Origin of the sequence: Salinisphaera sp. G21_0 (genome assembly GCF_017744115.1) — a bacterium.
Lineage (GTDB): Bacteria > Pseudomonadota > Gammaproteobacteria > Pseudomonadales > Endozoicomonadaceae > Endozoicomonas.
Genome location: NZ_JAGHQW010000044.1, coordinates 23,415 through 50,283, shown reverse-complemented (window position 1 = coordinate 50,283; position 26,869 = coordinate 23,415). Strand labels below are relative to the sequence as shown.

26 protein-coding genes and 1 pseudogene are annotated in these 26,869 nt (G+C 49.1%); 20 read left to right on the top strand and 7 right to left on the bottom strand.

Going from position 1 to position 26,869, the window contains the following annotated elements:
• Positions 1-316, bottom strand: a 316-nt coding sequence (locus J7439_RS18655) for a hypothetical protein (protein ID WP_209203463.1), incomplete at its 3' end; no start/stop codon positions are given.
• Between the two features lie 118 nt (positions 317-434).
• Here J7439_RS18655 and J7439_RS18650 point away from each other — a divergent pair.
• The 6 genes and pseudogenes from J7439_RS18650 to J7439_RS18625 all read left to right on the top strand — a co-directional run.
• Positions 435-758, top strand: a pseudogene (locus tag J7439_RS18650) (IS1595 family transposase); the annotation flags it as partial.
• Between the two features lie 64 nt (positions 759-822).
• On the top strand, positions 823-999 hold the full coding sequence (locus J7439_RS18645; protein ID WP_163370786.1) for a hypothetical protein: 177 nt from the start codon (positions 823-825) through the stop codon (positions 997-999).
• A complete protein-coding gene (locus J7439_RS18640; RefSeq protein WP_209203462.1) occupies positions 989-4,108 on the top strand; it encodes an ATP-binding protein in 3,120 nt (1,039 codons plus the stop codon). The genes J7439_RS18645 and J7439_RS18640 overlap by 11 nt, the downstream gene beginning before the upstream one ends.
• The gene (locus J7439_RS18635) at positions 4,105-5,478 is read left to right on the top strand and encodes a sigma-54-dependent transcriptional regulator (RefSeq protein WP_209203461.1); all 1,374 of its coding nucleotides are present in this window, start codon (positions 4,105-4,107) and stop codon (positions 5,476-5,478) included. Before J7439_RS18640 ends, J7439_RS18635 begins: the two co-directional genes overlap by 4 nt.
• 597 nt (positions 5,479-6,075) lie before the next feature.
• Positions 6,076-6,558, top strand: a complete 483-nt coding sequence (locus J7439_RS18630; protein ID WP_209203460.1) for a hypothetical protein — start codon at positions 6,076-6,078, stop codon at positions 6,556-6,558.
• A gap of 222 nt (positions 6,559-6,780) precedes the next feature.
• A complete protein-coding gene (locus tag J7439_RS18625) occupies positions 6,781-7,122 on the top strand; it encodes a hypothetical protein (RefSeq protein WP_209203459.1) in 342 nt (113 codons plus the stop codon).
• A 92-nt stretch (positions 7,123-7,214) separates the two neighbouring features.
• On the opposite strand, the gene J7439_RS18620 is transcribed toward J7439_RS18625, so the two are convergent.
• Complete coding sequence (locus tag J7439_RS18620) at positions 7,215-8,624, bottom strand: MFS transporter (RefSeq protein WP_209203458.1); 1,410 nt, start codon at positions 8,622-8,624, stop codon at positions 7,215-7,217.
• 255 nt (positions 8,625-8,879) lie between these two features.
• Here J7439_RS18620 and J7439_RS18615 point away from each other — a divergent pair, with 255 nt between their 5' ends.
• Complete coding sequence (locus J7439_RS18615; protein ID WP_209203457.1) at positions 8,880-9,068, top strand: hypothetical protein; 189 nt, start codon at positions 8,880-8,882, stop codon at positions 9,066-9,068.
• Positions 9,069-9,488: 420 nt separating this feature from the next.
• On the opposite strand, the gene J7439_RS18610 is transcribed toward J7439_RS18615, so the two are convergent.
• From J7439_RS18610 to J7439_RS18600, 4 genes are all read right to left on the bottom strand, one after another.
• The gene (locus J7439_RS18610) at positions 9,489-10,142 is read right to left on the bottom strand and encodes a hypothetical protein (RefSeq protein WP_209203456.1); all 654 of its coding nucleotides are present in this window, start codon (positions 10,140-10,142) and stop codon (positions 9,489-9,491) included.
• A 152-nt stretch (positions 10,143-10,294) separates the two neighbouring features.
• On the bottom strand, positions 10,295-10,600 hold the full coding sequence (locus J7439_RS18605; RefSeq protein WP_209203455.1) for an ADP-ribosylglycohydrolase family protein: 306 nt from the start codon (positions 10,598-10,600) through the stop codon (positions 10,295-10,297).
• Positions 10,601-10,675: 75 nt separating this feature from the next.
• A complete protein-coding gene (locus J7439_RS26650; RefSeq protein WP_286196729.1) occupies positions 10,676-10,804 on the bottom strand; it encodes a hypothetical protein in 129 nt (42 codons plus the stop codon).
• Between the two features lie 36 nt (positions 10,805-10,840).
• Entirely contained in the window at positions 10,841-11,050 is a 210-nt protein-coding gene (locus J7439_RS18600) for an ADP-ribosylglycohydrolase family protein (RefSeq protein WP_209203454.1), read from the bottom strand.
• A 403-nt stretch (positions 11,051-11,453) separates the two neighbouring features.
• Here J7439_RS18600 and J7439_RS18595 point away from each other — a divergent pair, with 403 nt between their 5' ends.
• From J7439_RS18595 to J7439_RS18555, 9 genes are all read left to right on the top strand, one after another.
• Entirely contained in the window at positions 11,454-12,245 is a 792-nt protein-coding gene (locus tag J7439_RS18595; protein ID WP_209203453.1) for a hypothetical protein, read from the top strand.
• A gap of 106 nt (positions 12,246-12,351) precedes the next feature.
• A complete protein-coding gene (gene miaA, locus J7439_RS18590; protein ID WP_209277865.1) occupies positions 12,352-13,302 on the top strand; it encodes a tRNA (adenosine(37)-N6)-dimethylallyltransferase MiaA in 951 nt (316 codons plus the stop codon).
• Positions 13,303-13,632: 330 nt separating this feature from the next.
• Complete coding sequence (gene hfq / locus J7439_RS18585) at positions 13,633-13,878, top strand: RNA chaperone Hfq (RefSeq protein ID WP_101745449.1); 246 nt, start codon at positions 13,633-13,635, stop codon at positions 13,876-13,878.
• 146 nt (positions 13,879-14,024) lie between these two features.
• Positions 14,025-15,317, top strand: coding sequence for a ribosome rescue GTPase HflX (gene hflX / locus J7439_RS18580; protein WP_209203451.1), 1,293 nt, complete (start codon positions 14,025-14,027; stop codon positions 15,315-15,317).
• Between the two features lie 598 nt (positions 15,318-15,915).
• The gene (gene hflK / locus J7439_RS18575; protein WP_209203450.1) at positions 15,916-17,088 is read left to right on the top strand and encodes an FtsH protease activity modulator HflK; all 1,173 of its coding nucleotides are present in this window, start codon (positions 15,916-15,918) and stop codon (positions 17,086-17,088) included.
• Positions 17,085-17,960: a protease modulator HflC gene (hflC, locus tag J7439_RS18570; protein WP_209203449.1), complete on the top strand. Its 876-nt coding sequence runs from the start codon at positions 17,085-17,087 to the stop codon at positions 17,958-17,960. The genes hflK and hflC overlap by 4 nt, the downstream gene beginning before the upstream one ends.
• Before the next feature lie 127 nt (positions 17,961-18,087).
• A complete protein-coding gene (locus tag J7439_RS18565; RefSeq protein ID WP_209203448.1) occupies positions 18,088-18,282 on the top strand; it encodes a DUF2065 domain-containing protein in 195 nt (64 codons plus the stop codon).
• An 86-nt stretch (positions 18,283-18,368) separates the two neighbouring features.
• Positions 18,369-19,568, top strand: a complete 1,200-nt coding sequence (locus J7439_RS18560) for an ATP phosphoribosyltransferase regulatory subunit (protein WP_209203447.1) — start codon at positions 18,369-18,371, stop codon at positions 19,566-19,568.
• Positions 19,569-19,596: 28 nt separating this feature from the next.
• Positions 19,597-20,889, top strand: a complete 1,293-nt coding sequence (locus tag J7439_RS18555; RefSeq protein ID WP_209203446.1) for an adenylosuccinate synthase — start codon at positions 19,597-19,599, stop codon at positions 20,887-20,889.
• A gap of 474 nt (positions 20,890-21,363) precedes the next feature.
• On the opposite strand, the gene J7439_RS18550 is transcribed toward J7439_RS18555, so the two are convergent.
• Positions 21,364-22,413: a hypothetical protein gene (locus tag J7439_RS18550; protein WP_209203445.1), complete on the bottom strand. Its 1,050-nt coding sequence runs from the start codon at positions 22,411-22,413 to the stop codon at positions 21,364-21,366.
• Positions 22,414-22,966: 553 nt separating this feature from the next.
• Between J7439_RS18550 and rnr the strand changes: the two genes are divergently transcribed.
• From rnr to J7439_RS18535, 4 genes are all read left to right on the top strand, one after another.
• Positions 22,967-25,648, top strand: a complete 2,682-nt coding sequence (gene rnr, locus J7439_RS18545) for a ribonuclease R (protein WP_209203444.1) — start codon at positions 22,967-22,969, stop codon at positions 25,646-25,648.
• 158 nt (positions 25,649-25,806) lie between these two features.
• The gene (tnpA, locus tag J7439_RS27540; protein WP_209277876.1) at positions 25,807-25,944 is read left to right on the top strand and encodes an IS66 family insertion sequence element accessory protein TnpA; all 138 of its coding nucleotides are present in this window, start codon (positions 25,807-25,809) and stop codon (positions 25,942-25,944) included.
• A complete protein-coding gene (locus J7439_RS18540; RefSeq protein WP_209203443.1) occupies positions 25,899-26,234 on the top strand; it encodes an IS66 family transposase in 336 nt (111 codons plus the stop codon). Before tnpA ends, J7439_RS18540 begins: the two co-directional genes overlap by 46 nt.
• Positions 26,231-26,752, top strand: coding sequence for an IS66 family transposase (locus tag J7439_RS18535; RefSeq protein WP_353623084.1), 522 nt, complete (start codon positions 26,231-26,233; stop codon positions 26,750-26,752). Before J7439_RS18540 ends, J7439_RS18535 begins: the two co-directional genes overlap by 4 nt.
• The last annotated feature ends 117 nt before the right edge of the window (positions 26,753-26,869 follow it).

Below are 26,869 nucleotides of genomic sequence, written 5' to 3'. Positions count from 1 at the left end.
CTGCGTCAGCAGACATGGCCGAGTCAGTCTCCATTGGCTCCGGATTACCCTGAACCGAAGTCGAAGAAGAGCGCTCAATACACGAGTTATTGCCAGTAACACGCCTGAGCTTTATGGGGGGAATGGTACCGGATTCAGGTTGCTGTTGATGCGGTGGAAACGCTCCAGTGCCCGTTGTTGTCTGTTCAATCTGGCGACCTGCCATGCTCCGCTTTCTTTTGCGTTTGCGGCTGATTGACGGCTCGTCTCTTCCAGCTTCAGTGGATGTTAACTGGGATACAGTATCTGCGGTTGCTGAGGAGGAAGGTGACTGCATGGTTTGTTTGGAGGTCCTCCCTGTTTCCAATTGGAGAATCGTTTGGGAATGACAACGATAGAGTACGACCTTGTCAGCCCGGTAAAGTTCCAGCCAACCGGTATCAGGGAAAGCTGAATTCCAGTGCAATTGCTGTCGTTGCCAAACCTCGCTTACCAGCAACACCATCTTTGACTCAACAAAGCTGCCTCTGACTACCTGATTTCTGGGTATCTATCTTTTCACCCAGAATAAAGCGGGGATTTCTGCCCTGACGCTTCATCGACAACTTGGCATTTCCTACAATGGCGCATTGCGCATGAAGCACAAACTCATGCAGGTCATGATGGAAGATAACAGCTGGCAGTTGAGTGGTTTTGTTCAGATTGATGACGCCTATTGGGGTGGTGAGCGCCATGGAGGCCGCCGGGGCAGAGGCTCAGAGAACAAAGCTCCCTTAATCTTTTGCGGTTTATCCATATAACCATTACCATGTCCGTCCAACGGCAAAACTGTACAGACGTAATATGTATATCTACCGCCTGGTTCTGCTTCTGGTGATCGGTATTTACCTTTTTTCTCCAGCCATCATGGGCTGGTGGATTACGTTTGGTGAACAGTGGTATCAACCCTGGATACTCTGGTTCATCCTGATTGTCGCGGGCTTTACCCTTCAGATCAGGGGTAACAGCGATGAGCTTTGAACTGGAGTATATCGTTCTGGCCAGTGTTGCCTATCTGGCGGTTCTTTTTCTCTGCGCCTGGGCGACGGATCGAGGCATCATCCCACGCAAAGTGGTTCATCACCCGGCAACCTATGTTCTGTCCCTGGGCATCTATGCCAGTAGCTGGGCCTACTATGGCAGTATCGGGGTTGCCCACGACGATGGTTATGTTTTTCTCGGTTTTTACTTTGGCCTGAGCGGCGCATTTTTATTAGCGCCTGTTCTGCTGGTACCAATCTTAAGAATTACCTCCACCTATCAACTCAGTTCTCTGGCCGATGTGCTGGCCTTCCGTTTCCGGAGCCCCGTGGCGGGTACGCTAAGTACCCTGCTGCTGCTGTTTATCACCTTTCCCCTGCTGGCCCTGCAGATACAGGCCGTGGCAGACGGCGTTTATCTGCTCAGTGATGACACCTCCCCTGACAAGCTGGCCTTCGGTTTTTGTATTATGGTCACGTTACTGACCATGATGTTTGGCACCCGGCACCTGGCCAGCCGCCGCCAGCATGATGGTCTGGTGGTGGCGATTGCCTTTGAATCGCTGCTGAAACTGCTGATCATGGCGCTGCTTGGCGGCGTCGTCATCGTCGAAGTGTTTGGTGGCTTTTCCGGATTAAACCACTGGCTTGAAGCAAACTCCGAAGTCATTATCGGGATGAACTCTCATCTGGAAGATGGTCCCTGGCGAACAACACTGTTGATGTTTTTTGCCTCTGCTGTGGTTATGCCCCATATGTTTCATATGACCTTTGCCGAAAACCGCGACATAAAAATGTTATTCACAGCCAGCTGGGGCCTGCCTTTCTTTTTATTACTGTTGAGTATTTCCACCCCTCTGATTCTCTGGGCGGGTCTCAAAATCGGGAGTCCTTATCCGCCCGAGTACTTTCCACTGGCTATTGGTTATGCCGTGGATAGTCAATGGTTGACCATCATCGCCTATATAGGCGGACTTTCTGCGGCCAGTGGCCTGTTTATGGTGACCTCACTGTCCCTGTCCTCCATGCTGCTCAACCACGTCATACTGCCGCTTTATCAGACCTTCTATCAGACCGGCGAGTCAGCCCAGGTCCAGACGAACATCTACCGCTGGCTGACCAACGTAAAACGCCTGATTATCGCTACCCTGATCCTCGCCTGTTATGGATTTTACCGGCTGTTGCATAACGAGGTGGACATGTACAGCCTGAGCATCGTCGCCTATGTGGGAGCCCTGCAACTACTGCCCGGCACCCTGTCTACGCTCTATTGGGGCAGGGCAAACCATAAGGGGCTGATTCTCGGGATTCTGTCCGGAACCACAGTCTGGTTCTTCACCCTGATGCTGCCTTTAACCATGGGACTTGAGATGTTCCCAATCCGTAGCGTCAACTTCGGCACCATCACTAACGATGGCTGGTATATTGCTGCCGTCTCATCACTGGTGGTAAATGTGCTGGTGTTCTACCTGGTCTCCAGCTTTACCAGGATGCCTGATGAAGAGCGCAGCGCGGCGGCCGCCTGCCTGGTTCGTGAGGTGCGTCAGCAGCCCTACAAAATCCCCAAGGCACGCTCTTCCTACGAATTCCAGGAGATGCTCAGCGCCCCTCTGGGGCCGGTAGCGGCGCAGACGGAAATCAATAAAGCCCTGACCGATCTCAATATGAGACCGGACGACAACCGTCCGCACTCCCTGAGACGCCTCAGGGAGCGTATTGAGAATAATCTATCCGGGCTTATGGGACCCACCATTGCCCATGAAATCGTTAACTCCTTTTTACCGCTGAATGTAGACAATGATTACGTTCCCAAAGATATCCATTTTATGGAATCCCGTCTGGAAGCGTATCACTCAAAACTGACCGGTCTGGCAGGTGAGCTTGATAGCCTGAGACGTTATCACCGGGACACATTGAACAGCCTGCCCATGGCCGTCTGCTCCATTGACGCTGCCATGGAGAGCACGTCGGTTGATCACCCGGAATCGCAGCCATCGAACAACACCGGCGAAGTGATGCTCTGGAATCAGGCAATGGCAGAATTGACCGGCATTCCTGCCGATGCTGTTCTGGGGATGCCCCTGAAGACCATTCCTGCTCCCTGGAACCAGATCCTCAATGATTTTATGCAACTCCCCGACAATCACCTGAACAAGCACTGTGTTGAAATGGAGGGCCGCACCCGCTATTTCAGCCTGCACAAAGCCGCTGTTCAGGCACCGGTTTCCGGTACCGGCGGTAATCAGGTCATGTTGCTGGAGGACCAGACAGAAACCCAAATGCTGGAAGAACAGCTTTTTCACAGTGAACGACTGGCGTCTATCGGGCAGCTGGCCGCCGGTGTTGCCCATGAGATTGGCAACCCGATTACCGGTATTGACTGCCTTGCCCAGGAAATGAGCGCACTATCATCGGACCCGGATATACAACAGAGTTCCCGGCAAATACTGGAACAAACCCAAAGGGTCAGTCGCATTGTGCAAACACTGGTGTCTTATGCTCACTCCGGTCAGAAAGGGGGAGAGCAAAACGGGCATAACGGTGATTCTCCATCGGTAGCCGAACCCGTAGAAGTGTTCAGCACCATTCAGGAAGCCATTAGCCTGTTGCAATTAAGCCATAAGAACAGCAATATCGTATTCCGAAATTTATGCATCGATGGCCTCTGCGTTAGCGGTAACAGCCAAAAATTACAACAGGTGTTTATCAATCTGCTGAAAAATGCCGCCGATGCCTCAGAGGAAGGCTCTGACATTGTGGATACTGTGGACACGGAGAGAGTTGTTTCCGTCAGCACCACAGCCAACCAGCACACGGTCACCCTTCGTTTTGAAGACCAGGGGCATGGCATTCCCAAAGCCGTTCAGGAAAGGCTGTTTGAGCCATTTTTCACCACCAAAGAAGCGGGTAAAGGGACTGGCCTGGGCCTTGCTCTAACCTGGAATATTATCGAAGAACATTTTGGCAGTATTCAGGTGGTGAGTCCGCTGGACCCGCTCACAGGGCGGGGATCCTGCTTCATCATTTCGCTTCCACGCTACGAGACTGAGTCAGTGATGACTTCAGACACAGGGGAGCAGCCGTTGGAATTTCATGGGGACATGGCATGAGTCAGGACCAGATACTGATTGTTGAAGATGAAGAAATTATCCGATCGTCACTGCGTCGTCTTCTTGAACGACAAGGATATGGTATTACTGAGGCTGGCTCGGTTCATGAAGCGGAAGACTTTCTGAAACAACAGTCGTTCTCACTGATCATCAGCGATCTGAGGCTTCCCGGTAAGCCCGGTACTGAAATGATTAACCTGGCCAATGGCATTCCGGTACTGATCATGACCAGCTATGCCAGCCTGAACTCGGCAGTCTCAACCATGAAGCAGGGTGCCGTCGATTATATTGCCAAGCCCTTTGATCATGCAGAGATGATTCAGCGCGTGGCTGAAGCTATTGAAAAGCAGGCAGCTCAGAGTACTGACTCCACACCTGACCAGGGTGTTAATGAAGCGACATTCTCCGGCGATGGCTTTAATGGCATTCTGGGACAGTGTGATGCCATGCAGCTATTGTTCCGGCAAATACAGAAGGTGGCTCCAACCGATGCCACGGTATTAATTCAGGGTGAATCAGGCACCGGTAAAGAGCTGGTTGCCCGGGCCATCCATGAAAACAGTAAACGCATTAATGGCCCGATGATTTCTGTTAACTGTGCCGCCATTCCGGAAACACTGATTGAATCAGAGCTTTTTGGTCATGAAAAAGGGTCATTTACCGGGGCTACAGCCGCCAGAACCGGTCTGATCGAAGCGGCCAATGGTGGCACACTGTTTCTTGATGAAATCGGTGAGCTGCCACTGGAAGCCCAGGCCAGGCTACTTCGCGTTCTTCAGGAAGGTGAAATTCGTCGTGTCGGTTCAGTACAGTCACAGTCTGTTGATGTTCGACTGATTGCCGCTACTCACCGGAATCTCCGTCAGCTCTCTGCACAGAATGAGTTTCGTGAAGACCTCTACTATCGGCTGAAAGTGGTGGAACTGCGCATTCCGCCACTCAGGGAGAGAGGCAATGATATCCTGATGCTGGCGGAAAAACTGCTGGCCAAAACCTGTGAAAAAATGGGTCTGGAAGTCTTCTCAATGGCTCCCGAAACCATGGCCGCCATTTCTCAATATCAGTGGCCCGGGAATGTTCGCGAAATGGAGCATGCCATCGAACGGGGTGTCATTCTTTCCGAAGACAATATCATCACTCCGGAAAATCTGGACATTGACGTTCGTGTGAAACAGACCCTGTTCCGTCAGGATGCCGAAGAGCTGCAGGATGGCCTGACACTGGAAGACTACTTCCAGCGTTTTGTGCTTGAGCACCAGGACCAGATGACCGAAACCGATCTTGCGCAGAAGCTGGGTATCAGTAGAAAAACACTCTGGGAGCGGCGCCAGCGCCTGGGTATTCCAAGAAAGAAAACAGTGGCAACATAGGAGGCTGTCCGAGAATAGCGCCCGTCTAGGCCCGTAGCGAGGACGGCAGAAAATTGAGGATAAAAATTCGGTTTTGTGAGATGAATAGCGGGGTTATTTGCCGAACAAAAGCGGATTTTTAGACCAATTTGCTGTCGCCGCATGGATGCAGGAGTTAGAGCAACGCAGGAGCAGTTGCCGTGTAGGGCAGCCTATTCTCGGACAGCCTCCTGGTACATGGTTTCAATGTAATTGATGGGTTCCTTCTATCAATGACTCCCGGGCTCCGTTCGTCCTGAGCGGAGTCGAAGGGCGTAAATACCATACCCTGAATAAAGACTGTGCCAATCACCCTTCGTCCGTGCATCCTGAGCCGAAGGGCGCTCAGGGTGAACGGAGATTGTACACATCAAACTCATCGAAATGATGTACTGGATAAGCATGTGTGACAAACAGATTACTTGTACTTTAGTACCGTTAACAAGGTGCTATTTTTTATCCCTTTTACCCGAAAAAGATAAATGAATACATTTTATTGAATCTTTTCAGAAATAAGAGGTCATATATAAGTACGAATAATAATATCAATCCCTGTTTGACGGGATTCAGGAGGTTTATATGCGCGTTGAGAGTACCGAAACAGGTTTCTTCTCGGGTGTTTGGAAAGCAGCAAGTGATGATATCCAACCTGATCAGTGTGAACTCTGTTTCAGTTTTAGTTATAGATTGGTGAAAGCATGTGTAGTGGCCGCTTGCTGCCCAAAACCATCGGAAGATTACCTGGCAGGCTTGAGAAAGCGACTTCTGCCTGACACAGGTCAAGGCGCTGTGGCCAAACAACCAAGTCTGAACTACATGTCAGAATCGGGTTCAAATTCGAATACATATGATTTTGTGGAGAGGGATGAAGCTGAGGTAGAAGGGTCTGTCCCTTTCCAGTCTTTTCAGGAAGGCGTACCTTTACCCGATCCACAAGTCCTTAAAAAGTTTTTTCAGGAAGGCGTACCTTTACCCGATTCACAAGTCCCTGAAAAGTTTTTGGCGGACTTGTCCAAACCCGATGTAATAGTCTCTAACGAGCAGTTAAGGGTAGAAAAATAAAAACGGTTTTCATATGGTCATTGTCTGGAGCCATTGATTCAGTGTTAGGGCAACAAAAAGCTGATTCTAAATTGAATAAGATGACCGAAGTTTCTTAACTATAGCCAAGACAGCAATAGGAGGTCTTTGGCTTATTAACTTGAAAAGGTACACACACACTCAAGCCAATATCTGTGGCGGACAATTGAGACTGACTGCCATTCTCAGCCAGAAAACTCTGGTTTGTTACCAGACTATATTTTTGCGACAAGCCTGTATTTGTCGAAAAACCCGATAAAGCAACAGGTTGTGTTTCAGGTGAAACCCCAAGTCACTAAGGTAATCAATAAAGGGAATAACTGCTGCTCTAAAGACTTCATCTTTATTGGAGCTGTCTCTAAGCCTGTTTTTCAATGCCGCTTTGGAAAGCAAACTCAGAAGGCTAAAAATAAACTTATCTTCGGATATCATTTGTTCAGCCTTCCCCGAAAATTCATAGTTGGATTGCAACATTCGGTAGATATCACGGCAAACTTCCCTGATAGTCAGCCTATCGGTATATCTGTGAACACTAAACTCAGATGACTGTTGCTGGATATCAAAAATATCACGCCAATTATGAATAAACTCCCTGGAGCTTTGATGGATTTCTCCTGCCAGTTGAACTGTTCCAGAAATCAAGCGGGTTGTCCGCTCAAGTCAGCGTCACTTTCACTGGCTGATTTGATCTTGGATTCATCCCACATCACAAAGTAGATAAGCGCACATATAAACAGTGCCACAGCAGGCAAGAGGAACATTAGTGCATCGATGCCGAGCAATACGGAGGCTGGCTGTGTTTCCAGTTCTGCCTGGTAGCCGATAAAAGATAACCCCGTACCCGCGATGAAACCTGCCAGTGCCTGCCCCATCTTACGGGCAAATGAATAGCTGGAATAGATGACACCTTCCTGACGCTGACCAGATAAGTAAGAGTTGTAGTCAATACTGTCAGATACATTTGCCCAGATCAGCAAATTAGGAAGTAGCATCAGTGGAATGCCCACAAAGAGCCACAGGAACATGACATAAATAGAGTCAGGCAGTAAAAAGCAAACGGTAGCTGTAATACCGGCCAACAAAAATCCGGTAATCATAATTTTCCTGGTACCGAACTTTAAGGCGAGCTTTCCGATAAACGATGAAATGATAAGGATAGCAAGAACACTGACCGCTGAGCTTAAGGATATGAACCACAGTTGGCCATCCAGGTTCTCAGTCAGGTAATAGTAGGTAATGGCACTCTGGGCCATAAATGCTGCCAGCATAAATGCGGAAGATATACTCACACAGAGAAATAAAGAGTTTTTCCGCAGAGAGGTGATGCCCTGAAAAATGTTAATGTTTTCGGTTGAAGGCTCATGTCGTATATATTCAGCAGTATGCCGATAGGATATAAGATAGGCGATCATGGCAAAAGTGCTGACGAAGACAGCAGAGTACAAATAGCCTTTGGCAAAGTCATCAGCGAAAATCGACAGGAAAAGTGGTACGACAATGTTGCCTACGACATTGCCAGCCATGCTACCGACACCTCTGGCGGCAGAAAGAGAGGCTCGCTCACCTTTATCGTTGGTCATTACCGTCGCCAGTGAACCATAGGGAATATTGATAAAAGTATATGTCATGCCCCAGACAATGTAGGTGGCGTAAGCCCAAATCAGTTTTTGTGAGTCACTCAGGCCCTGTGGTGCCCAAAACACAAAAATGGCTGCCACCGCAACAGGCCAGCTGCCTTTCACCAGAAAGCCGCGAAACTTGTCCCCGGTATGCTTGCGGGTGAAGAGTTTATCACAGATAGCACCCATGATCGGGTCATTCACCGCATCCCAGATTCTGGCAACGAGAAACAACGTCCCCGCTGCAGCGGCAGTAATACCCAGTACATCCGTATAATAGGCCAGTAAGAAAGTGGACATCATACCGAAGGTAAGTGTGTTGCCCAGGTCCCCCATGGCATAGCCAACTCGATTGAGTTTGGTAATAGTCTTCATTGTGTCGCCTTTTTTAATTGTTTTTGTTCTATAAATTTTTTTGGCTTGCCTCAAGAGCTCGAGTTCAGAGTTCGTAATGTACGACAGTACATTACAATGAGCAAATAAGGGGCTCTTACTGGAACTGCTCTGGGATACCGGTGTATCCATCTCAGTAGCCTGTTAATCAAAGGCTATTGCCTTCCATGCTGAAAAAGATGAATTGCTGGCCATAGGATCCCGTTATCTGCAGACAGACGACACCGGAGCAAGACTCTGGCTCAATATCTTGATGTTCACTTTCTGAGCCGGGAGTCGAGGGAAGAGTTTATGAAAGATATTGGCCTTGATGGTCCGAGGTTACAGCAAAAAGCCACCGAAAGCGTATTATACGGCAGCCTGATTCATCATGGATTCAATCGTCAGACCGTCGCATTCAGCAATGGTGCTCAGCAATTTGATGTATACGACCATGCCCAGTGCTGGCTGCATGCAGGAAGACCACTTGGGATTATCTGACAGACAGGCTAACTGGTACTCTTAGGGTAGACATTAAACGCCTACTCCCCCGCTTGGGTAAGTTAAAGATCGAACCACGAAGAGCACAAATGCCCATGGTGAGTGAAAATATGTTCATAGTTTTTTCGGGCGGTCGTCATGTTATTTTACTGGTTACTGGGTATATGTGCTTAATGCCCTTAAAAGGCTCCTGAGGAAAAATGGATGGTGTGGCCGATTAGTTAATTTTTTGGGTGTCCTTTATTTTGTTTTAAACTCACACAGGTTTGTCGAGGTCAGCCTTTTTGCCCGTAAGTTGAACGATAAAATCTGGGGTCTTTCTTTTTGAAAAACAAATTAGTCAAATTTTTAGGTGTCCTTTATTTTCTCATAAACAAAAATTTGTCAGGGCTGCGTAGTGTCCGGAAAATACTTGCCATATCAAGCTTTGCTGGACTGTATTTCTCTAAGCTTGGCTTTTGCATTGTCAATATTGATAAGTAGTCCATCAAGTTTTTCTAAACGCCTTTTATCCAACAATGTCTTCAACGTATCTTTTTGCATAAGCACGACAGCTTCCTTCATTACTTTGAAAACATCTTCTACTTTACTTTTGACATCAACTGGAGAAATAACGGCACCATTGTCCAGATCTTCAACGATTCTGTGTAGATTTTTCAGGTCATTAACTTTGTTAACTAACTGTCTGACATTAAAACGTTGTTCAGCGGTTTGATTATCCCGCTCTTGCAAAAATACTGATAATCCGTCGATTTTTTGCTCTGCTGCCATCAGATCAGTTGAGAGAGCCTTAATTTTCGCAATTTTTAATTCGTTCTGCTCTGACGTAGGTGCGGAAGTAGATGTGCTTACAGTTGGTTCTGACACACTGTCAACTGAACGTTCGCTGACACATGTTTCATTAGGCACCTCGCTTTGGTTCTCAGGTTTAGATGACCCAAAAAGATACGTTTTAACGGAAGAAAGTACTGAAACTGTTCGATTAAATGCCCATCGAAAGGGGTAAGTGACACAATCAAACACTGTTTTAAAGGCGCTGCCTATGGATGAAGCGATATCTGATATAGAACTCATTGTTATCTTCCTCTACTTAAATAATTTCAATTTCTACGTTTAGATGCATAATTGATACAAAAGTTCAATTTTGGGTTATCGCCCTATTTATTAAGTACTTACCTCGACCTTGTCCTGAAGCATCTGCCGGAACAGTTGATTCACGTTCCACTTCAGCCCCGGGTCATTGGCAAACAAGGCCAGATAACTCTGGGGCTGCTGCATGTAGAATCAGAGTCACCACTACGGTTCACGGCAATAATGAGTGCATCTTCCAGGCTCGAACTCACGAGCACCGAGTAAACCCCAATAGCCAGAGCCTCTTCCGCAACCCAGCCTTCACCGAGTTGTGAGATTGCCACGGGAATGGTGACTTCAGAATGAGCCAACTGCTCCGGTTGTTCCAACGCCGGCAGTGTTTCCTCATGAAATGAGTAAAGGCCGAGTTCCGCTTTAACTAATTGCAGTGTAGTCTCCAAGAGACTGCATATTTTTCAATCTACTAATGCAGGTATTTCCGGGAGCTCGTCTTGAGAACAAGGCAGGGAAAGTCATTAGCCAGCCATCGCCAACCAGCCGTCGCCAAATTGTGGTTCCATTCGTTCCATTGCAGGGCTGGTTTCTCCCTGAGTTTTTAACCAGCGTTGGTAAGCATGACAAACAACCGCTTCTACAGAACACATTCCTTTACTTTCAGCTCTAACGACAGCTCTAAGCGATCACTCACCAGTAAAAAGCATCATTTGGGTGTCGTCTGTAATCGCCCCAACACGTCCATAAGCAGTTGCATACCGTTGAATGCCATCAACACCAAACTGGGCAATGATGTCTTCACGACGCATAAACTCTATCGGTGCACCTAAAGCATCTCTCACGGAACCTGCCAACAGGCACCCGGAAAATCGGTCAATTTGTTCGATAGTTTGCACACTTTTTTTAATCGTTTTTGTTCTATAAATTTTTCGGCTTGCCTAAAGGGGGCGAGTTCAGAGTTCGTAATGTATGACGGTGCATAACAATGAGCAAATAAGGGGCCCCTACTGTAGAGCCGATAAATGTCAATAAATGAACAAAGCGGCAGCATTTCCAGAAAAATTTCTGGCAAATTTTGAATTTCCTACCATCATAGAGTGTCAATTATCTGCCTTTGATTCATGAATTAAAATATAAGACTGCTCTGTACCGTTTTCTCCCTGGTTCAGATACGGATCAGATATTACGTTGGTGTTTTAGCCAACCGTCAATCGCTGGATTAACGATGCTCTGCTGGACACTTTTTTATGGCAATTTCAGACGGAAAAAGGTTGTCGGGTCAAGAAGAGGGGTAATATTATGGATCTTGCATCATTGTCTAATACATTAAACTCGTTATCCATTACGAATACCACCAATCAAAGTAAAGTGGATACAGAGGAGCCATCGGACACCGGTAATCTAAAAATAATGGATGCCAAGGTAGTTAAGAATGAATTACCACTGAAAGAAGATGTTTATTCTCAGGTATTAAATAATCAAGACATCAGTGAACGATTCATTCAATACCTTGGACTTGATGACCTTCGCCGATTGGGTGCTTCATTAGTAAGCAGTTCAGAATGCAGGCCTTTATTTTTCAGCACTAAAGAGGAGGTGAGAAATATTGTGTTTACTCCGGTGGAAATTGACGGCTCGTTCTGGGAGGGTGATTATGCATGGTCTTCTTATTTATCTGATTTGGGTTCCTGGGAAACCCGGGGGACACCACAGCCCGGTATGGTGGAATACACAACTGAGTGCAGGGAGATTGACAAAGTCTTCTCATATCATGAGGGTGAAAATGAAGGAGAAAACTGGATCATGTTTGGCGAATTAAAGGATGGTAGTGTTTATAAGTTCGAGGGGGGGTGTGATAATACAGGATTTGATTGTATAGGTGGCGGGGAGTTGATATTGGCACCTGGCTGGAGAAATTTATTTGATCATCTTACTGCTTATGAAATTGGCAGTTTTATCGATAATTTGAACCAGGGGGCAGTAGAATTAAAACAAGCCTTGAATGATATTTCTGATTCTAAAGACCTGAATGAAGTATTAGCGCAGTTGTTTTCCGATAAAATTATCCCGGACTGTTTGCAACTAAGGTAGATCAGTCTGGCTTTTGAAAAAATAAAATATCTGGTCTCCCTGCATTGCAAAAAAAGACCTTCCCTATAGAATCACATTTTTATTATTTTCAGGTACACATTCTCCTATGTCCGCGCATGAGGAAAAGCGGCTCCCTCCCGCTGTATTTTTGATGGGTCCTACCGCTTCAGGCAAAACTGACCTTGCGGTAGCGCTCAGCAAAGAGCTGCCTTTTGAGATCATCAGTGTTGACTCGGCACTTATTTATAAAGGGATGGATATTGGCACTGCCAAGCCGGAACCTGAGGTTCTGGTGGAAGCGCCTCATCACCTGATCGACATTCTTGATCCGGCGGAATCTTATTCAGCCGCCGATTTTCGACGGGATGCCCTGGCGTTGATGGCCGATATCACCGCCCGTGGGAGAATACCTCTGCTGGTTGGTGGTACGATGATGTACTTTAAGGTGCTCAGGGACGGTATGGCGACCATGCCCGCTGCCGATGCCGGAGTTCGTCAACGGCTGCTGGATAGCGCACGGGCGCAGGGTTGGGCATTTTTACACCAGCAGCTCTCAGGCGTTGATCCGGAAGCGGCACTGAGAATCAAACCATCGGATACCCAGCGCTTGCAGCGCGCCCTGGAGGTTTATGAGCTGACAGGTAAACCGCTTTCTCAATGGCACAGGGAGCAGAAAGAGCAACGTTTACCCTATGGTATTGTCAGCCTGGCGATGGCTCCAGAAGATCGTTCTGTGCTCCATGAACGCATTGCAATGCGTTTCAGAATGATGCTGGAGAAAGGTTTTCTGGAGGAAGCAGCCCGGCTTTATCAGCGTGGGGACCTGAATGTTGCCATGCCTTCTGTCCGTTCCGTTGGTTATCGTCAGGCCTGGTCGTACCTGGCTGGGGAACTAAGCTACGATGAGATGGTCGAAAGAGGTATTATTGCGACCCGACAACTGGCTAAAAGACAGTTAACCTGGCTCAGAAGCTGGCCTGATATTCACTGGCTTGATACGTTTTCCAACAACCTGCCGGGTGATGCCTTGAAAGTTTTGGAGGGTGCCCTTAAATAGCATCAATGTATTTTATAGTCATGAGGTAAAGTGCATAGCCCTGAGGAATGCCCGGGGTGTAAATGTAACTTTCTTCCATAAACCATTGGCTGTTAAGACTTATTGCTTAATAAAGTAGTACCTTAGAACCTCTAATTGTTCCGGCAGGACTGGTGGGAGTAGCTAGTATTACTTATTGAGTGCGGTGTTGGGTTAGCTTAATGTGAGTCGGCATTTCATAGGCTGTACATATATTGAACAATGAGTACTGGCACAGCCGGTCCAGCGAATAGTCCTCCCCAAAGTGATAAAAGGCTATTCAAAAACCCGAGAATTAAAAGGAGTACAGAAATGTCAAAAGGGCATTCTCTACAAGACCCTTACCTGAATGTGCTGCGTAAAGAACGCGTGCCGGTTTCTATCTACCTGGTTAATGGTATTAAGCTTCAGGGGCAGATTGAGTCTTTCGATCAGTTCGTTATTCTTCTCAAGAATACAGTGAGCCAGATGGTTTACAAGCACGCTGTATCAACTGTCGTTCCCAGCCGTCCGGTTCGTTTGCCGATGCAGGGTACTGATCAGCCTGAGAATGAGTAATTCTGTTGATGCATCTTGAAGGCACCTGAGGTGCCTTTGGGTGTTTATATTTATTTTAAAAATGAGCCATGTGGCGCAGTCTTGTTTTCAGGTTTCTGTTAGCTGGTTCCCAGCTCCTGCGGTTCGTGGCTGTTTAGGAGATCTATTTGTTTTTTGACCGCCATGAGGGTGGTGAAACCGCAGTTCTTGTTCATCTGGAATTGAACGATGAGCGTGAGCGGGAAGACCCCCAGGAATTTATGGAGCTGGTACGCTCCGCTGGCGTTGAGTCTGCCGCATTTATTACCGCAGGCTGCAAACATCCCAATCCCCGTTTCTTTGTCGGTCCCGGCAAGGTTGAAGAAATCCGTCAGCTGGTTGTCCTGCACGATGTCGATGTTGTGCTGTTTAATCATGCCCTCTCTCCAAGCCAGGAACGTAATCTGGAAAAAGAGCTGAAATGCCGGGTTATTGATCGTACGGGACTGATTCTGGATATTTTTGCCCAGCGTGCCAGAACCTTTGAAGGTAAACTTCAGGTTGAGCTGGCTCAGTTGCAACACATGAGTACACGACTGGTTCGCGGCTGGACTCACCTTGAACGACAAAAGGGTGGTATCGGCCTGAGAGGACCGGGTGAAACCCAGCTGGAAACCGACCGTCGTCTTCTCAGGGCGCGTATCAAAAGCATTAGCCGCCGTTTGGAAAAGGTACGCAGGCAGCGGGAGCAGGGGCGACGTTCCAGACAGCGGGCAGAGGTTCCCCAAGTATCACTGGTTGGCTATACGAATGCTGGCAAGTCGACACTGTTTAACCGCGTGACCGAGTCTGTGGTTTATGCGGCTGATCAATTGTTTGCCACCCTTGACCCAACGCTGCGGCGAATTGATTTGCCGGATATCGGGCCTGTCGTACTTGCTGATACGGTGGGTTTCATACGTCACCTGCCTCATAAGCTGGTGGAGGCATTTCGGGCAACGCTTGAGGAAACCCGTCAGGCTGATCTTCTGCTGCATGTTATTGACAGCCATGATCCGGAGCGTCTGGAAAACATGGATCAGGTTCATTCGGTACTGAAAGAGATCAATGCGGATGAAGTGCCACAGTTGGAGGTCTATAACAAAATTGACCTGTTACAGGGGGTAGAGCCGAAAATCCAGCGCAATGATGAAGGGCGTCCTGTGCGAGTCTGGGTTTCCGCAGTGACCGGTGCGGGTGCAGATCTGCTGCAGGACGCCATCAAAGAGTTGCTTTCCGATGATATGCTGCAGGGACAGTTAACCCTGAAACCTGCCCAGGGACGCATTCGTGCCCGTCTCTATAAACTCGGCGCTATCCAATCTGAAGCCTACTCCGATAGTGGTGATGTGGTACTGGATATTCGCCTGCCAAAGTCTGACTTTGAGCGCCTTTCCAAGCAGGAAGGTCTGAGCGAGAGTTGCTTTAATTCCATGCTTTAAGCTCCTGTGTTTTGTACGTGTTGATTCAGGTCGGTACGTACGACGTCTTTTATCTTCATTATTACCCTCTTGCTGCCTCTGCTGGCTGTGTGCCAGTAACAGTATTTTATGTGGTCAAACGTTGTAGCCGCCAATTTATAAAAAGCGTTCCTGGCTGGACAAAATATTTCATCAGGACAGATGGATGAAATTTGGGCGAAACAGCTCTGATTTTGTCTTTGTAAAGAAAATCCGTTGCGGTCTTTACCAATTCGGCTTGCGCTATTCGCTATCCAAACTCTACAATCTGGCTCAGGAACTATCTTTACCGGGTACGTCTTATTGAGTGCCTGTAAAGGCTGGTCAGGATTCCGGACGGTACGGATACATTGCATTTTTTACGCTCCTGTGTTGCAGTGAAGGGCGAAGTGGAAGTTGATGACTGCTCTGGAAATTTATCCTGCGACGTCATGTCATACCTGGGACTCTCAAGGTCTGTAGGTAACTATGGTATGCACATCCTCTGATGGACCGGCAATGGATTTAATCGCCTGTTGTCCCCAGTAACAGGGATGCTCAAACCAAAATTCAATCTGATGCTGACTCTACGGAGACATATATGGCCTGGAACGAGCCGGGTGGAAACAACCAGGATCCATGGGGCGGTGGTAACAAAGGCGATAAGCAAGGACCACCGGACCTGGATGATGCTTTTCGCAAATTTCAGGAAAAACTGAATTCCATGTTTGGGGGAGGCCGCAAAGGCGGTGGTGGCTCCGGTGGTGGTGCTCAGGCAGGCTCCTCTTCCGGTATTTTTATTGGCATCCTGATACTCGCTGTTGCTGCCTACATCTGGAATGCGGTCTATACCGTTGATGAAAAAGAGCAGGCTGTCATCCTGCGCTTTGGTGAGTATGCAGAGACGGTCGGCCCTGGCCTGCATATGTACTTCCCTCCCATTGAAACCAAGTTTCAGGAACGGGTGACTGAACTTCGGACCTATAACCTTCTGCAGCAAATGTTGACCGAAGACGAGAACATCGTCGAGGTGGCCATGTCGGTTCAGTACAACATTGATGATATCAAGCACTATGTTCTCAACGTTGCCAAGCCGCTGGTCAGTCTGGAAGAAGCGACACAGAGTGCATTGCGTCATGTTGTCGGTGGCTCCGAGATGTACCAGGTGTTGACCGAAGGTCGTGAGGTGATGGGTATCGAAGTGCGTGATCGCCTTCAGGCTTATCTGGATAGCTACGGTACCGGTCTTAATGTTGCCAAGGTAAACATTGAGAGCGCTCATCCTCCTAAAGAAGTGCAGGCAGCGTTTGATGACGTTATCCGGGCCCGTGAGGATGAAGAAAGGGCCAAGAACAAGGCCCAGGTGTATGCCAACAAGATCATTCCGGAAGCCCGTGGTCAGGCTCAGCGTATTATTGAGAGTGCCAACGGTTACCGTGATGAGGTAGTAGCCAGGTCAGAGGGTGAAGCGGATCGTTTCGTGAAACTGTTGGGTGAGTACCAGCAGGCACCTGAAGTAACCCGCGAGCGTCTGTATATTGAGGCGATTGAAGACGTGTTCAGTAAATCCAGCAAGGTACTGGTGGATGTTGAAGGTGGCAACAACATGATGTACCTGCCGCTGGATAAACTGACACAGTCCCATGGTAGCAGCAAAGTGCCATCCAGACAGTTATCTGCCCAGGAATTAAACGAGATTACCACCCGGGTGACAGAAGAATTGAATAAACGCGTCAATAGCTCGCGAGTCAGTGGGGGGAGGGTAAGTCGATGAGTCAGAAAGCCTTCACTGGACTGATTATTTCTCTGGTTGTTGTAATACTGGCGTGGGGAAGTTTATTCGTTATCTCCGAGCGGGAGAGGGCGGTGCAACTTCGTTTTGGTCAGGTAGTACGTGACAGTATTCCTCCGGGCCTGCATGTGAAAATCCCGCTGGTTGACAAGGTTAAGGTGTTCGATGGTCGTCTGCAGACTCTGGATGTGCCATCCGAGCGCTTCCTGACCCTTGAGCAGAAGGCCGTGATTGTGGATTCCTACATCAAGTGGCGCATTCACAACGTCTACGACTTCTACCGTGCAACGGCAGGCGATGTATTCCGTGCCAGCAACCTGCTTGCCCAGCGTGCTGAGTCCAGCATGCGGAACCAGTTTGGTAGCCTCACTCTGAACGAAGTGGTGTCCGGCCAGCGTGATGAGATGATGGAAGAGCTGACCACTACGCTGAATGAAGTTGCCCAGGATGAGCTGGGGGTCAGTGTTATGGATGTACGTATCAAGCGGATTGACCTGCCTCCCCAGGTCAGTGACTCGGTATTTGAGCGGATGTCATCCGAGCGTGAGAAAGAGGCTCAGGACTATCGTTCCCGCGGTCAGGAGATGGCAGAAGGTATCATGGCGAATGCCGACCGTGAGAAGCAGGTGGTTCTGGCCGATGCCTACCGTCAGTCTGAAATGATCCGCGGTGACGGGGATGCCAGGTCAGCTGAGATTTATGCCAAAGCGTATCAGCAGGATCGGGAATTCTATGCCTTCTATCGTAGCCTTCAGGCCTACAAAGAGAGTTTCGGAGAGACGGGTAATGTCATGCTGATAGAACCAAAAGGTGATTTCTTCCGCTATTTTAATCACGATAAGCAAGGCAAATAATGAACTCTTGCTGTCAGCGTTAAAAAACCGTGGTAATATTATCAAAACCGGGCTTCGCCCGGTTTTTTCGTGTGTGGGTTCATTGAACGTGTGGCCACGTCGGGATCTAAACAGCGGAGAATGGACAATGGACTTTGCGCAGCAGTTGTTGATTGCTTTCAGCCTGATGCTGGTGCTTGAGGGCGTTGTGCCATTTCTTTACCCTCAGCGTTGGCGACAGTTAGTGCGTCGGCTGGCTGACATTGCTGACCGGCAACTTAGAATGGCCGGTCTGATCAGCATGCTGGTGGGTGTGGCTTTACTGTATCTGATCAATAGTTAGCCACTTCGCTCTGGACACTTGCCAAGCACCGGGTGTGGGCAGGTAGCGAAGAAAAAACTTCCACAGTAACAATAAGAGAGGCTGTTATGACCGTCGCTGATCGCTGGCTGCTGCCCGATGGAATTGAGGAAATTCTGCCCGGCAGGGCCCGTTGTGCTGAAAAGTTAAGGCGCGACATACTCGACCTGTTTGACCTCTGGGGTTACCAACTGGTGATTCCTCCCCATCTGGAATTTATTGAGTCACTGACGGCAGGTGTCGGTCATGACCTGGATCTGCAAACCTTCAAGGTAACCGATCAGCTGACCGGTAGAACCATGGGATTAAGGGCAGATACAACACCGGCGGTAGCCAGAATTGATGCCCATACCCTGAAAGTGGATGGGCCGGTAAGACTTTGTTATTCAGGCAGTGTCTTTCATACCCGCCCCGCTTCCCTCGGGGCTTCAAGGTCACCCATCCAGATCGGTGCAGAGCTGTATGGTCACTCTGGCGTTGCAAGTGACCTGGAAGTGATTTCCCTGATGCTGGAAACCCTGGCTCAGGTGGAGGCCGACTCAGTCAGTCTGGATCTTGGGCATGTGCAGATTTACCGTTTGCTGGCATCTCAGGCCGGACTATCCGGTGATCAGGAGCTGGCGCTTTTTGATGCCTTGCAGCGCAAGGCGATCTCTGAGGTTGAACAGCTGGTCAATCAGTGGGATATCAGTGCAGGGTCTGCCCGAATGCTGAAAAGCCTGCCCAATCTGGCCGGTGGTCCGGAAATACTGGAACGGGCCAGGGGTGAGCTGGCTGATGGTCCTGAGGGCGTCGCCACTGCTCTGGATGAACTCGGGTTGATTGCCAGAGAGATTACCAGTCTCTATCCGGGTGCTGACTTCTATTTCGACCTGGGCGAACTCAGGGGCTACAACTATCATACAGGTGTCGTTTTTGCGGCTTATCTGCCCGGTCAGGGGCAGGCAATCGCCAAAGGCGGGCGCTATGATGGGATCGGTGAAGTCTTCGGCCGATCACGCCCTGCGACCGGTTTCAGCACTGACCTCAAGACGCTTATGGAGCTTAAGGCGTTGCTGGAACTGAAAACAGAAAGTACAGATGACTGTACCGAAGGCAAGACCATTTTTGCGCCTGTTGATGCAGATGCTGCCTTGGTGCAGTCCCTGCGTCGGCAGGGGGAACGGGTAGTTCGCCAGCTGCCCGGGCAAGCGACAGAAGCAGCGGGCATGGGGTGCAACCATCAGCTGATCTGCCGTGACGGCGAATGGTTGGTTGAACCGTTATAAATTGCATTGAAACTAAGAGACCGATTCCATGGGTAAGACTGTTGTCGTACTTGGCACCCAGTGGGGTGATGAAGGTAAAGGCAAGATTGTCGACCTGCTGACCGAGCAGGCGGAAGCTGTTGTTCGCTTCCAGGGCGGCCATAATGCCGGACACACCCTTGTTATTAATGGTGAGAAAACCGTTCTGCACCTGATTCCATCCGGAATCCTGCGGGAAGATGTGGTTTGTTACATCGGTAACGGTGTTGTGCTCTCTCCTGAAGCGTTGCTGAAAGAGATGAAGCAGTTGGAAGAAACCGGTGTTCCTGTGCGTGAGCGCCTGAAGCTCAGTCCCGCCTGTCCTCTGATTCTGCCTTACCATGTGGCGCTGGATCAGGCCCGTGAGCTGGCCCGTGGCGAAGCCAAAATCGGTACGACGGGTCGTGGTATCGGTCCTGCCTATGAAGACAAGGTAGCTCGCCGAGGTTTACGTGTTGCTGATCTGCTGCACCCTGAACGTTTTGCCAGAAAGCTGAAAGAAGTGATGGATTATCACAACTTTGCCCTGCAGAACTACTACAAGACAGAAGCCGTAGATTACCAGACTGTTCTGGATGACACACTGGCCATGGCCAGGGAACTGATTCCGATGATTGATCGTGTATCAGACCGTCTGCATGAGCACCATGGGCGTGGTGACCACATTCTGTTTGAAGGTGCCCAGGGTTCTCTGCTGGATATCGACCACGGCACATACCCGTTTGTCACGTCATCCAACACCACCGCAGGTGGTACCTCTACGGGAACTGGTTTTGGTCCGCTGTACCTGGATTATGTACTGGGTATTACCAAGGCTTACACCACCCGTGTGGGTTCAGGTCCCTTCCCGACAGAGTTGGATGACGAAAATGGCCGCCATCTGGCCAAAGTCGGTAATGAGTTTGGTGCTACGACCGGTCGTCCACGCCGTTGTGGCTGGTTTGATGCCGTAGCTCTGAGACAGTCTATTCAGATCAACTCGGTCAGTGGCCTCTGCCTGACCAAACTGGATGTGCTTGACGGTCTGGAAACAATCCACATTTGCGTGGATTACAAGAACGCTGATGGTGAGTCCATTACCACGCCTGTTGATGTTGAAGAGTACGAGTCGGTTCAGCCTGTCTATGAAGAGATGGCGGGCTGGAGTGAGTCAACGTTTGGTGTGAAGAGCCTTGATGAGCTGCCTGCCAATGCGCTGGCTTATATCAAGCGTCTTGAAGAAGTAACCGGTGCACCGATTGATATTATTTCCACCGGACCGGACCGTGTAGAAACTATCGTTCTGCGTCAGCCGTTTGCCTGATCATCAGGATTGGCCTCTGTGAAAAAATCGCCGGTTTATCATTGGATAAATCGGCTCTTAGGTAAAATATTGGCAGTAGTTGTGGTTTTGACTTGAACTTCTGCACTGCTGGAAGCCCGCTCCAAAACGGTATTTCAGTGAACCTTTCCGGGTTAACCTTGTCTAATTGATCAATGAACTTTGCTTTGGCTGTTAATTCAGCAAAACACAGTAATCATTATCTCAAAGTGGCTTGATTTAATTGGTGAAGCTGAAACACATAAAGTTCTGATCGTTAACTGCAAAAAAAATCCTGGTTTTGGGGCTGGCACCGGGTCTCATTAGAGATGACTCGAAGCGACTGGCAGATCGTCAAAATAGTGCAGCTGTTCAAAAATGAGTGGAGTGTAACTGCTCAAAAAGACTCTCAAACCTTACAAAAATCTACCGGATTTCAGCCATTGCTGAATAAATCAAGCATCAGGCTTAACGTTTTTAAGAGTCATAACCCGGTAGTGGATTTGGATAAAGACGGTGATAATCGGGCGGAGCTTCGTAAGATATGTTCAAAAATAAGTCCAGGATTTTATCGTTTAGTTGATCGCAGTTAAGATGTTGAAAATCAGCAGGTGATAGGTCATACCTGTCCTGGTGCCTGATAGCAAACAGTGTGAGAAATTGTTGTTTGAACAGCTTGTTTTCACTTGCCAAAACTTGGTTGCGAAAGGCATTAGAGTTGGCAATTTTGTCCCTCAGAGCGTTGAGTAAAATATCAAAACGCTGGTTTAATTTGTGAAAACATCCTTTAGAGTATTTGTCCATAAAAATAATCAGCAGGTTTTCAGCGGCTCCAGTGCCGATAGGTAAGCCGGGGTCCAGAGTCTGGTCTGTAAGCAGATGCTCAGCCAGGCCGAAGTTATCAAACATCAGGGTCTGGCCAAGAAAATTTACGTGTACGAAAGTGCTTCGTGGATGTTGATAAAAACTCTGATTTACTTTGCTGGATAGAGCGAACGCACCCGTTTGGTAAAAAGATATCTCCGTGTTCACATCGACCTGATCGTGACTGACAAGCATTTTACAGATTTCTTCCCTGTTCTTATTGCCAGGGTTGCTGTTTATTAATTCCTTTGGAGTAAAATGAAGATAATGGCCCTCGGTATCCCCAAGCCTGATGGTGACTTCAGGGAAAATATGAACATTATTAAGCAATATTCTAACTATTTCTGGTGTCAGTTTTTCTGTAACATGATGCTGGCGATGGCCTCCCCGCTCATCAAACATTCTTTTTGGGGGGATCAGCAAATTTTCACCCGCTAAGGCATTATTCGGAAAGGCCCCAAACTCAAGCAATAATTCCAGTGCTTCTGCCTTGCCGTGTGCCGCCGCTTTGGCTGCCGCATCTTCCAGCTCTACCCCAACCCCAACAGTATTACTGGAAACTATATGGTGGTGGCGAACAAGGCGTCTGATCAGTGGCACATCACCGGTTGCCGCAGCCCTTAACAATATCGCTTCTCGACTCTTGAATTTCAGAGAAATCAAGTTAATGGCTTGATGGCAACGGAGGGTGAGCCTCTGACGAAAAGTCCGCCGGGTTGCTTGATACGGTGGTGCATCAGTGGCATTTGACGATTGATTGCCAGTCCGGATGGGGGAGGGGGCAGGGCTGCTACTGTGTATCATGCTTCTGACTTCGTTGAATTTATGATGTTTCGGGATTGGTGCTTGTAAACCCCGGAGTTCCGGTAATTAACAAATTGGACTTACCTGCCGGTCAATAAGTTCCCGGTCTCAAGCCGTTTTTCTGTTTATCTGTCCGGGGGAAATATGATTTGCCTTCAGGGATCCGGCTTGCATTCACTGTTGCCGCCGGTTGTTTTGGCATAACACTGAGATCGGCTATTCTTTTGTTATGCTCTCTTTTCACTTTCTCCCTTTGCATTAATAGTCTGATGCATGTACTAATACAGAATGGATTCAATGTTGACTTCTCCCCCCTCCATGGCCTTTGAAGAAAGATATCATGATAGTAGATTTTCATTTTCACCAGGCAGCCCCGGGCTGCCATACGCCATAAAAGAGGTGCAATAAGCCCATGTCAAAAGGGTGGAAAAGCCAGGATAGTCAGGCATCTCTCGAAGCAGAGCGCTATGAAAACCCGATCCCCAGTCGTCTGTACATTATGGAATACCTTGAGCAGCGAGGGGCTCCGGTCAGCCATCGGGCGTTATGTCGTGCACTGGGTATAAACGACGAAGAACAGCAGGAAGCGCTGATGTTCCGCCTTAAGGCGATGATCCGCGATGGTCAGCTGCTGCAAAATCGCAAGAATGCCTTTGCCCTGATCAGTAAGCTGAATCTTATTAAAGGGGTTGTTCAGGGCAATAAAGAGGGATTTGGCTTTTTAATGCCGGATGGTGGTGGTGAAGATCTCTACCTTTCCCCCCGTGAGATGCGCCAGCTGTTTGATGGTGACCGTGCGGTTGTGCGTGAATCTGGTGTCGATCATCGTGGCCGCAGGGAAGGTCAGCTGGTTGAGGTGATTGAGAGAAATACGACACAGGTTGTCGGTCGCTACTATACCGAGTCTGGTGCGGCCTTTATGGTGCCTGAAAACCCCCGTATCAGCCGGGAGATTATTGTTCAGCCGGGCCCGCTGATGCCCACGGAGGGACAATACATTCTGCTGGAAATTACCCGGCAGCCCGGCCGTCGCAACATGCCTATGGGCATTGTTAAGGAAATTCTCGGTGGCAGAGCCGATGCCGGTATGGAGGTCGAGGTTGCTGTTCGCACCCATAATATTCCCCATGACTGGCCGGAAGCGGTGGAAAAACAGTGCAAGGGTTTTACCACTGAGGTCGCAGAGTCGGACAAAGATTGCCGGGTCGATTTACGGGCAACGCCGTTTGTCACTATTGACGGTGAAGATGCCCGTGATTTTGATGATGCGGTTTATTGTGAGTCAAAAAAAGGCGGCGGCTGGCGACTGTTTGTTGCGATTGCCGATGTTTCCCACTATGTGAAACCAGGCTCGGCCCTGGATAAGGAAGCGGTTAACCGGGGGACCTCAGTTTACTTCCCGGGGCATGTGATTCCCATGTTGCCAGAGGTGCTGTCCAATGGTTTGTGCTCCCTGAACCCCGAAGTAGATCGACTGGCAATGGTCTGTGAAATGACCATCAGTGGCAAAGGCAAGATTTCCGGCTACAAATTCTATGAGGGTGTTATCCGCTCCCATGCCCGGCTGACGTATACCAAAGTCTGGGATATGTTGTCCCTCAGTGATGAGGGGCGGGAGCTACGGAAGCAGTACCAGCCATTAGTGCCACACCTTGAGCATCTGTACTCGCTCTACAAGACATTGGTATCCGTACGGGCAGAGCGTGGCACGATTGATTTTGATACGGTGGAGACCCAGATTATTTTTGGTCGCCACCGCAAGATTGAGCAGATTGTGCCCAGGGAGCGTAATGACGCCCATAAGTTGATTGAAGAGTGTATGCTGTGTGCCAATGTGTGTGCGGCAAAGTTCCTGGAAAAGCACAACCTCCCGGGGCTTTACCGTGTACACGAAGGGCCGACGCTGGAGAAGAAGCTTAACCTGAACAGTTTTCTTGGCAGTCTGGGTCTGGCACTCCCCTCAGGAAAAATCACCCCCCGTGATATTCAGGCATTGTTGCTTACGGTAAAAGATCGTCCTGATTACCATGTGATTCAGACCGTGGTACTGCGCTCAATGAGTCAGGCGGTCTACAGTGGTGATAATCAGGGGCATTTTGGCCTGGCCTTCAAGGCTTATGCACACTTTACCTCGCCCATCCGGCGTTACCCTGACCTGCTGGTGCACAGGGCGATTCGTCATATTATCCGCTCAGAGAGTCCCTCCCGGCATGTGGTTCGTGTGGGGGCCAGCCCCATACCTGAAAAGCGCATCTACCCCTATAACGCCGGCGATATTCAGGCACTGGGAGAGCACTGTTCCACCACAGAGCGGCGGGCTGATCTGGCAACCCGCGATGCCATGGACTGGCTGAAGTGCGACTATATGCAGCAGCATATTGGTCAGACCTTCAGCGGTATTGTCTCTTCAGTGACCGGATTCGGGTTGTTTGTTGAGTTGAAAGATGTCTATGTCGAGGGATTGGTTCATGTGACCAGCCTGCCGGATGACTATTACATTTACGACAACGTCCATCACTGCATGCGCGGTGAGCGGACAGGCCGCCGGTTTGGCCTGGGCGATGAACTGGAGGTGATGGTCAGTAAGGTGGATCTGGATGATAAGAAGATCGACTTTGAACTGCTGTCAACACTTAGCAAGCCGGGAAGAAGAAAATCCTCCGGTAAATCCGGTTCTGCTAAAAAATCCCGCTCATCCGGAAGCGCCGCGCTTGGCAGTCGATTTAAATCGGCAGCAGCCAAGGCAAAACTGCTCAGAGAAGCCAGGGCTGCGGAAGAGGCGGCAAAAAAAGGAAAAGGCTCTTCATCCGCTAAGGGCTCTTCATCCGCTAAAGGCTCTTCATCCGCTAAGGGCTCTTCATCCGCTAAAGGCTCTTCATCCGCTAAAGGCTCTTCCGAAGACGGCAAGCCATCCGGTCGTAAGTCGAAAGGCAGGAAATCGACCAAAACAACGGCTAAAAAGGGTAAGCCAACCGCTTCCGGTAAAAAAAAGGTTGCTGGTAAGAAGAAAACCAGCAGCGCCCGGAAGTCTGATTCTGCCAAAGCCTCAAAGCCAACGGGTAGACAGCCTCGTAAACGGAAGATCAGTCAATAAGCTTCGCACCACAGGGATTATCAATCATTGCTTCCTGGCTCCATGGGTTACTCCGAGAGCCTTTCACTTTATTCAACGTAAGCGCTTATTTAAGGACGTCTTCAAAACCCATCACCTGCCTGCCACGCTAACCCCTGTTTCAAAAACAGGAGCGAGCCGTGAATCAAAAACAACCTAACCGCCGCACTGCTCAACAGTGGCAAGCCCTCATCGATCAACAGCGGGAAAGCGGCGTCAGCCAGAAAGCTTTTTGCCTTTCCCGCAATATCTGCCTGTCCACCTTCACATTGCGCTGACCAATCTGGAGCAGCGTGCTGGACAGTTGTTACAACCTGTCGCCCATGAAGTACTGAATAGCTGCCTTGAAAGTCACACCCTGGCACTGGATGAAACACCGTCAAAAGCCGGGCTGAAATGCAAGGGTAAAATGGAAAAAGGCTACTTCTGGTGCTTTTATGGCGACCACGAAGAAATAGCCTTTGCTCGAAATACCCAAAGATCACTCATGCCGAGTGCTGGACACACAGCCGACGTTATTTTGTCAAGTAAGAAAAAGCGGAACCCGAAGCGACCAAAGAAGCCCTGAAACAGATCGGCGCACTGTACAAGGTTGAAGATGACATCCGTCGTCAGGGGCTGGAAGGCGATACACTGCGTGATTATCGCCAACAAAAAGCCAAACCCTTGGTTGACCAGTTCTTTGAGTGGAACCGGGAACAGCTGAGACGGCTTGACCTGGTTCCCGACAACCCTCTGAGCAAGGCACTGGGCTATGTTCACAAGCGGGAAAAAGAGCTTCAGGTTTACCTGAACGATCCAACGGTAGCGATAGACACCAATCATCTTGAACGTGGCCTTCGTTGCATCCCGATGGGAAGAAAGAACTGGATGTTCTGCTGGACAGAAGAAGGCGCAGACAATGTTGCCGTGTTCCAGGCGCTGATCACCAGCTGCCTCCTGGCGGGCATTGATCCCTACAAATACCTGGTTGATGTGCTTCAACGCATCAGCCTCCACCCGGCCCGTGATATCAGGGAATTGATACCGCGACTCTGGAAAGAGAAATTCGGGGCCAATCCATTAAAAGCCGATCTCGACAAGTAGGGGGAGTCTGCCCCCTGCTTGGACGCTTACACTGTAACTCTGGAAACTATTGAAAAATAATCGGTTGACCCGGGAGCGCCAGAAACAGCGAAGAGTAACTTCTGTGGCTTATGGCCC

Bases quoted from the DNA above. Each gene is read 5' to 3' on its own strand.
- J7439_RS18560 (WP_209203447.1), top strand. From the start codon at position 18,369: ATGACCGTCGCTGATCGCTGGCTGCTGCCCGATGGAATTGAGGAAATT.
- J7439_RS18645 (WP_163370786.1), top strand. From the start codon at position 823: ATGTATATCTACCGCCTGGTTCTGCTTCTGGTGATCGGTATTTACCTT.
- J7439_RS18610 (WP_209203456.1), bottom strand. From the start codon at position 10,142: ATGAGTTCTATATCAGATATCGCTTCATCCATAGGCAGCGCCTTTAAA.
- J7439_RS26650 (WP_286196729.1), bottom strand. From the start codon at position 10,804: ATGTGTTCTGTAGAAGCGGTTGTTTGTCATGCTTACCAACGCTGGTTA.
- J7439_RS18615 (WP_209203457.1), top strand. From the start codon at position 8,880: ATGAAAGATATTGGCCTTGATGGTCCGAGGTTACAGCAAAAAGCCACC.
- J7439_RS18640 (WP_209203462.1), top strand. From the start codon at position 989: ATGAGCTTTGAACTGGAGTATATCGTTCTGGCCAGTGTTGCCTATCTG.
- J7439_RS18555 (WP_209203446.1), top strand. From the start codon at position 19,597: ATGGGTAAGACTGTTGTCGTACTTGGCACCCAGTGGGGTGATGAAGGT.
- J7439_RS18565 (WP_209203448.1), top strand. From the start codon at position 18,088: ATGGACTTTGCGCAGCAGTTGTTGATTGCTTTCAGCCTGATGCTGGTG.
- hflC (WP_209203449.1), top strand. From the start codon at position 17,085: ATGAGTCAGAAAGCCTTCACTGGACTGATTATTTCTCTGGTTGTTGTA.
- J7439_RS18635 (WP_209203461.1), top strand. From the start codon at position 4,105: ATGAGTCAGGACCAGATACTGATTGTTGAAGATGAAGAAATTATCCGA.
- rnr (WP_209203444.1), top strand. From the start codon at position 22,967: ATGTCAAAAGGGTGGAAAAGCCAGGATAGTCAGGCATCTCTCGAAGCA.
- J7439_RS18630 (WP_209203460.1), top strand. From the start codon at position 6,076: ATGCGCGTTGAGAGTACCGAAACAGGTTTCTTCTCGGGTGTTTGGAAA.
- J7439_RS18595 (WP_209203453.1), top strand. From the start codon at position 11,454: ATGGATCTTGCATCATTGTCTAATACATTAAACTCGTTATCCATTACG.
- miaA (WP_209277865.1), top strand. From the start codon at position 12,352: ATGTCCGCGCATGAGGAAAAGCGGCTCCCTCCCGCTGTATTTTTGATG.
- hflK (WP_209203450.1), top strand. From the start codon at position 15,916: ATGGCCTGGAACGAGCCGGGTGGAAACAACCAGGATCCATGGGGCGGT.
- hfq (WP_101745449.1), top strand. From the start codon at position 13,633: ATGTCAAAAGGGCATTCTCTACAAGACCCTTACCTGAATGTGCTGCGT.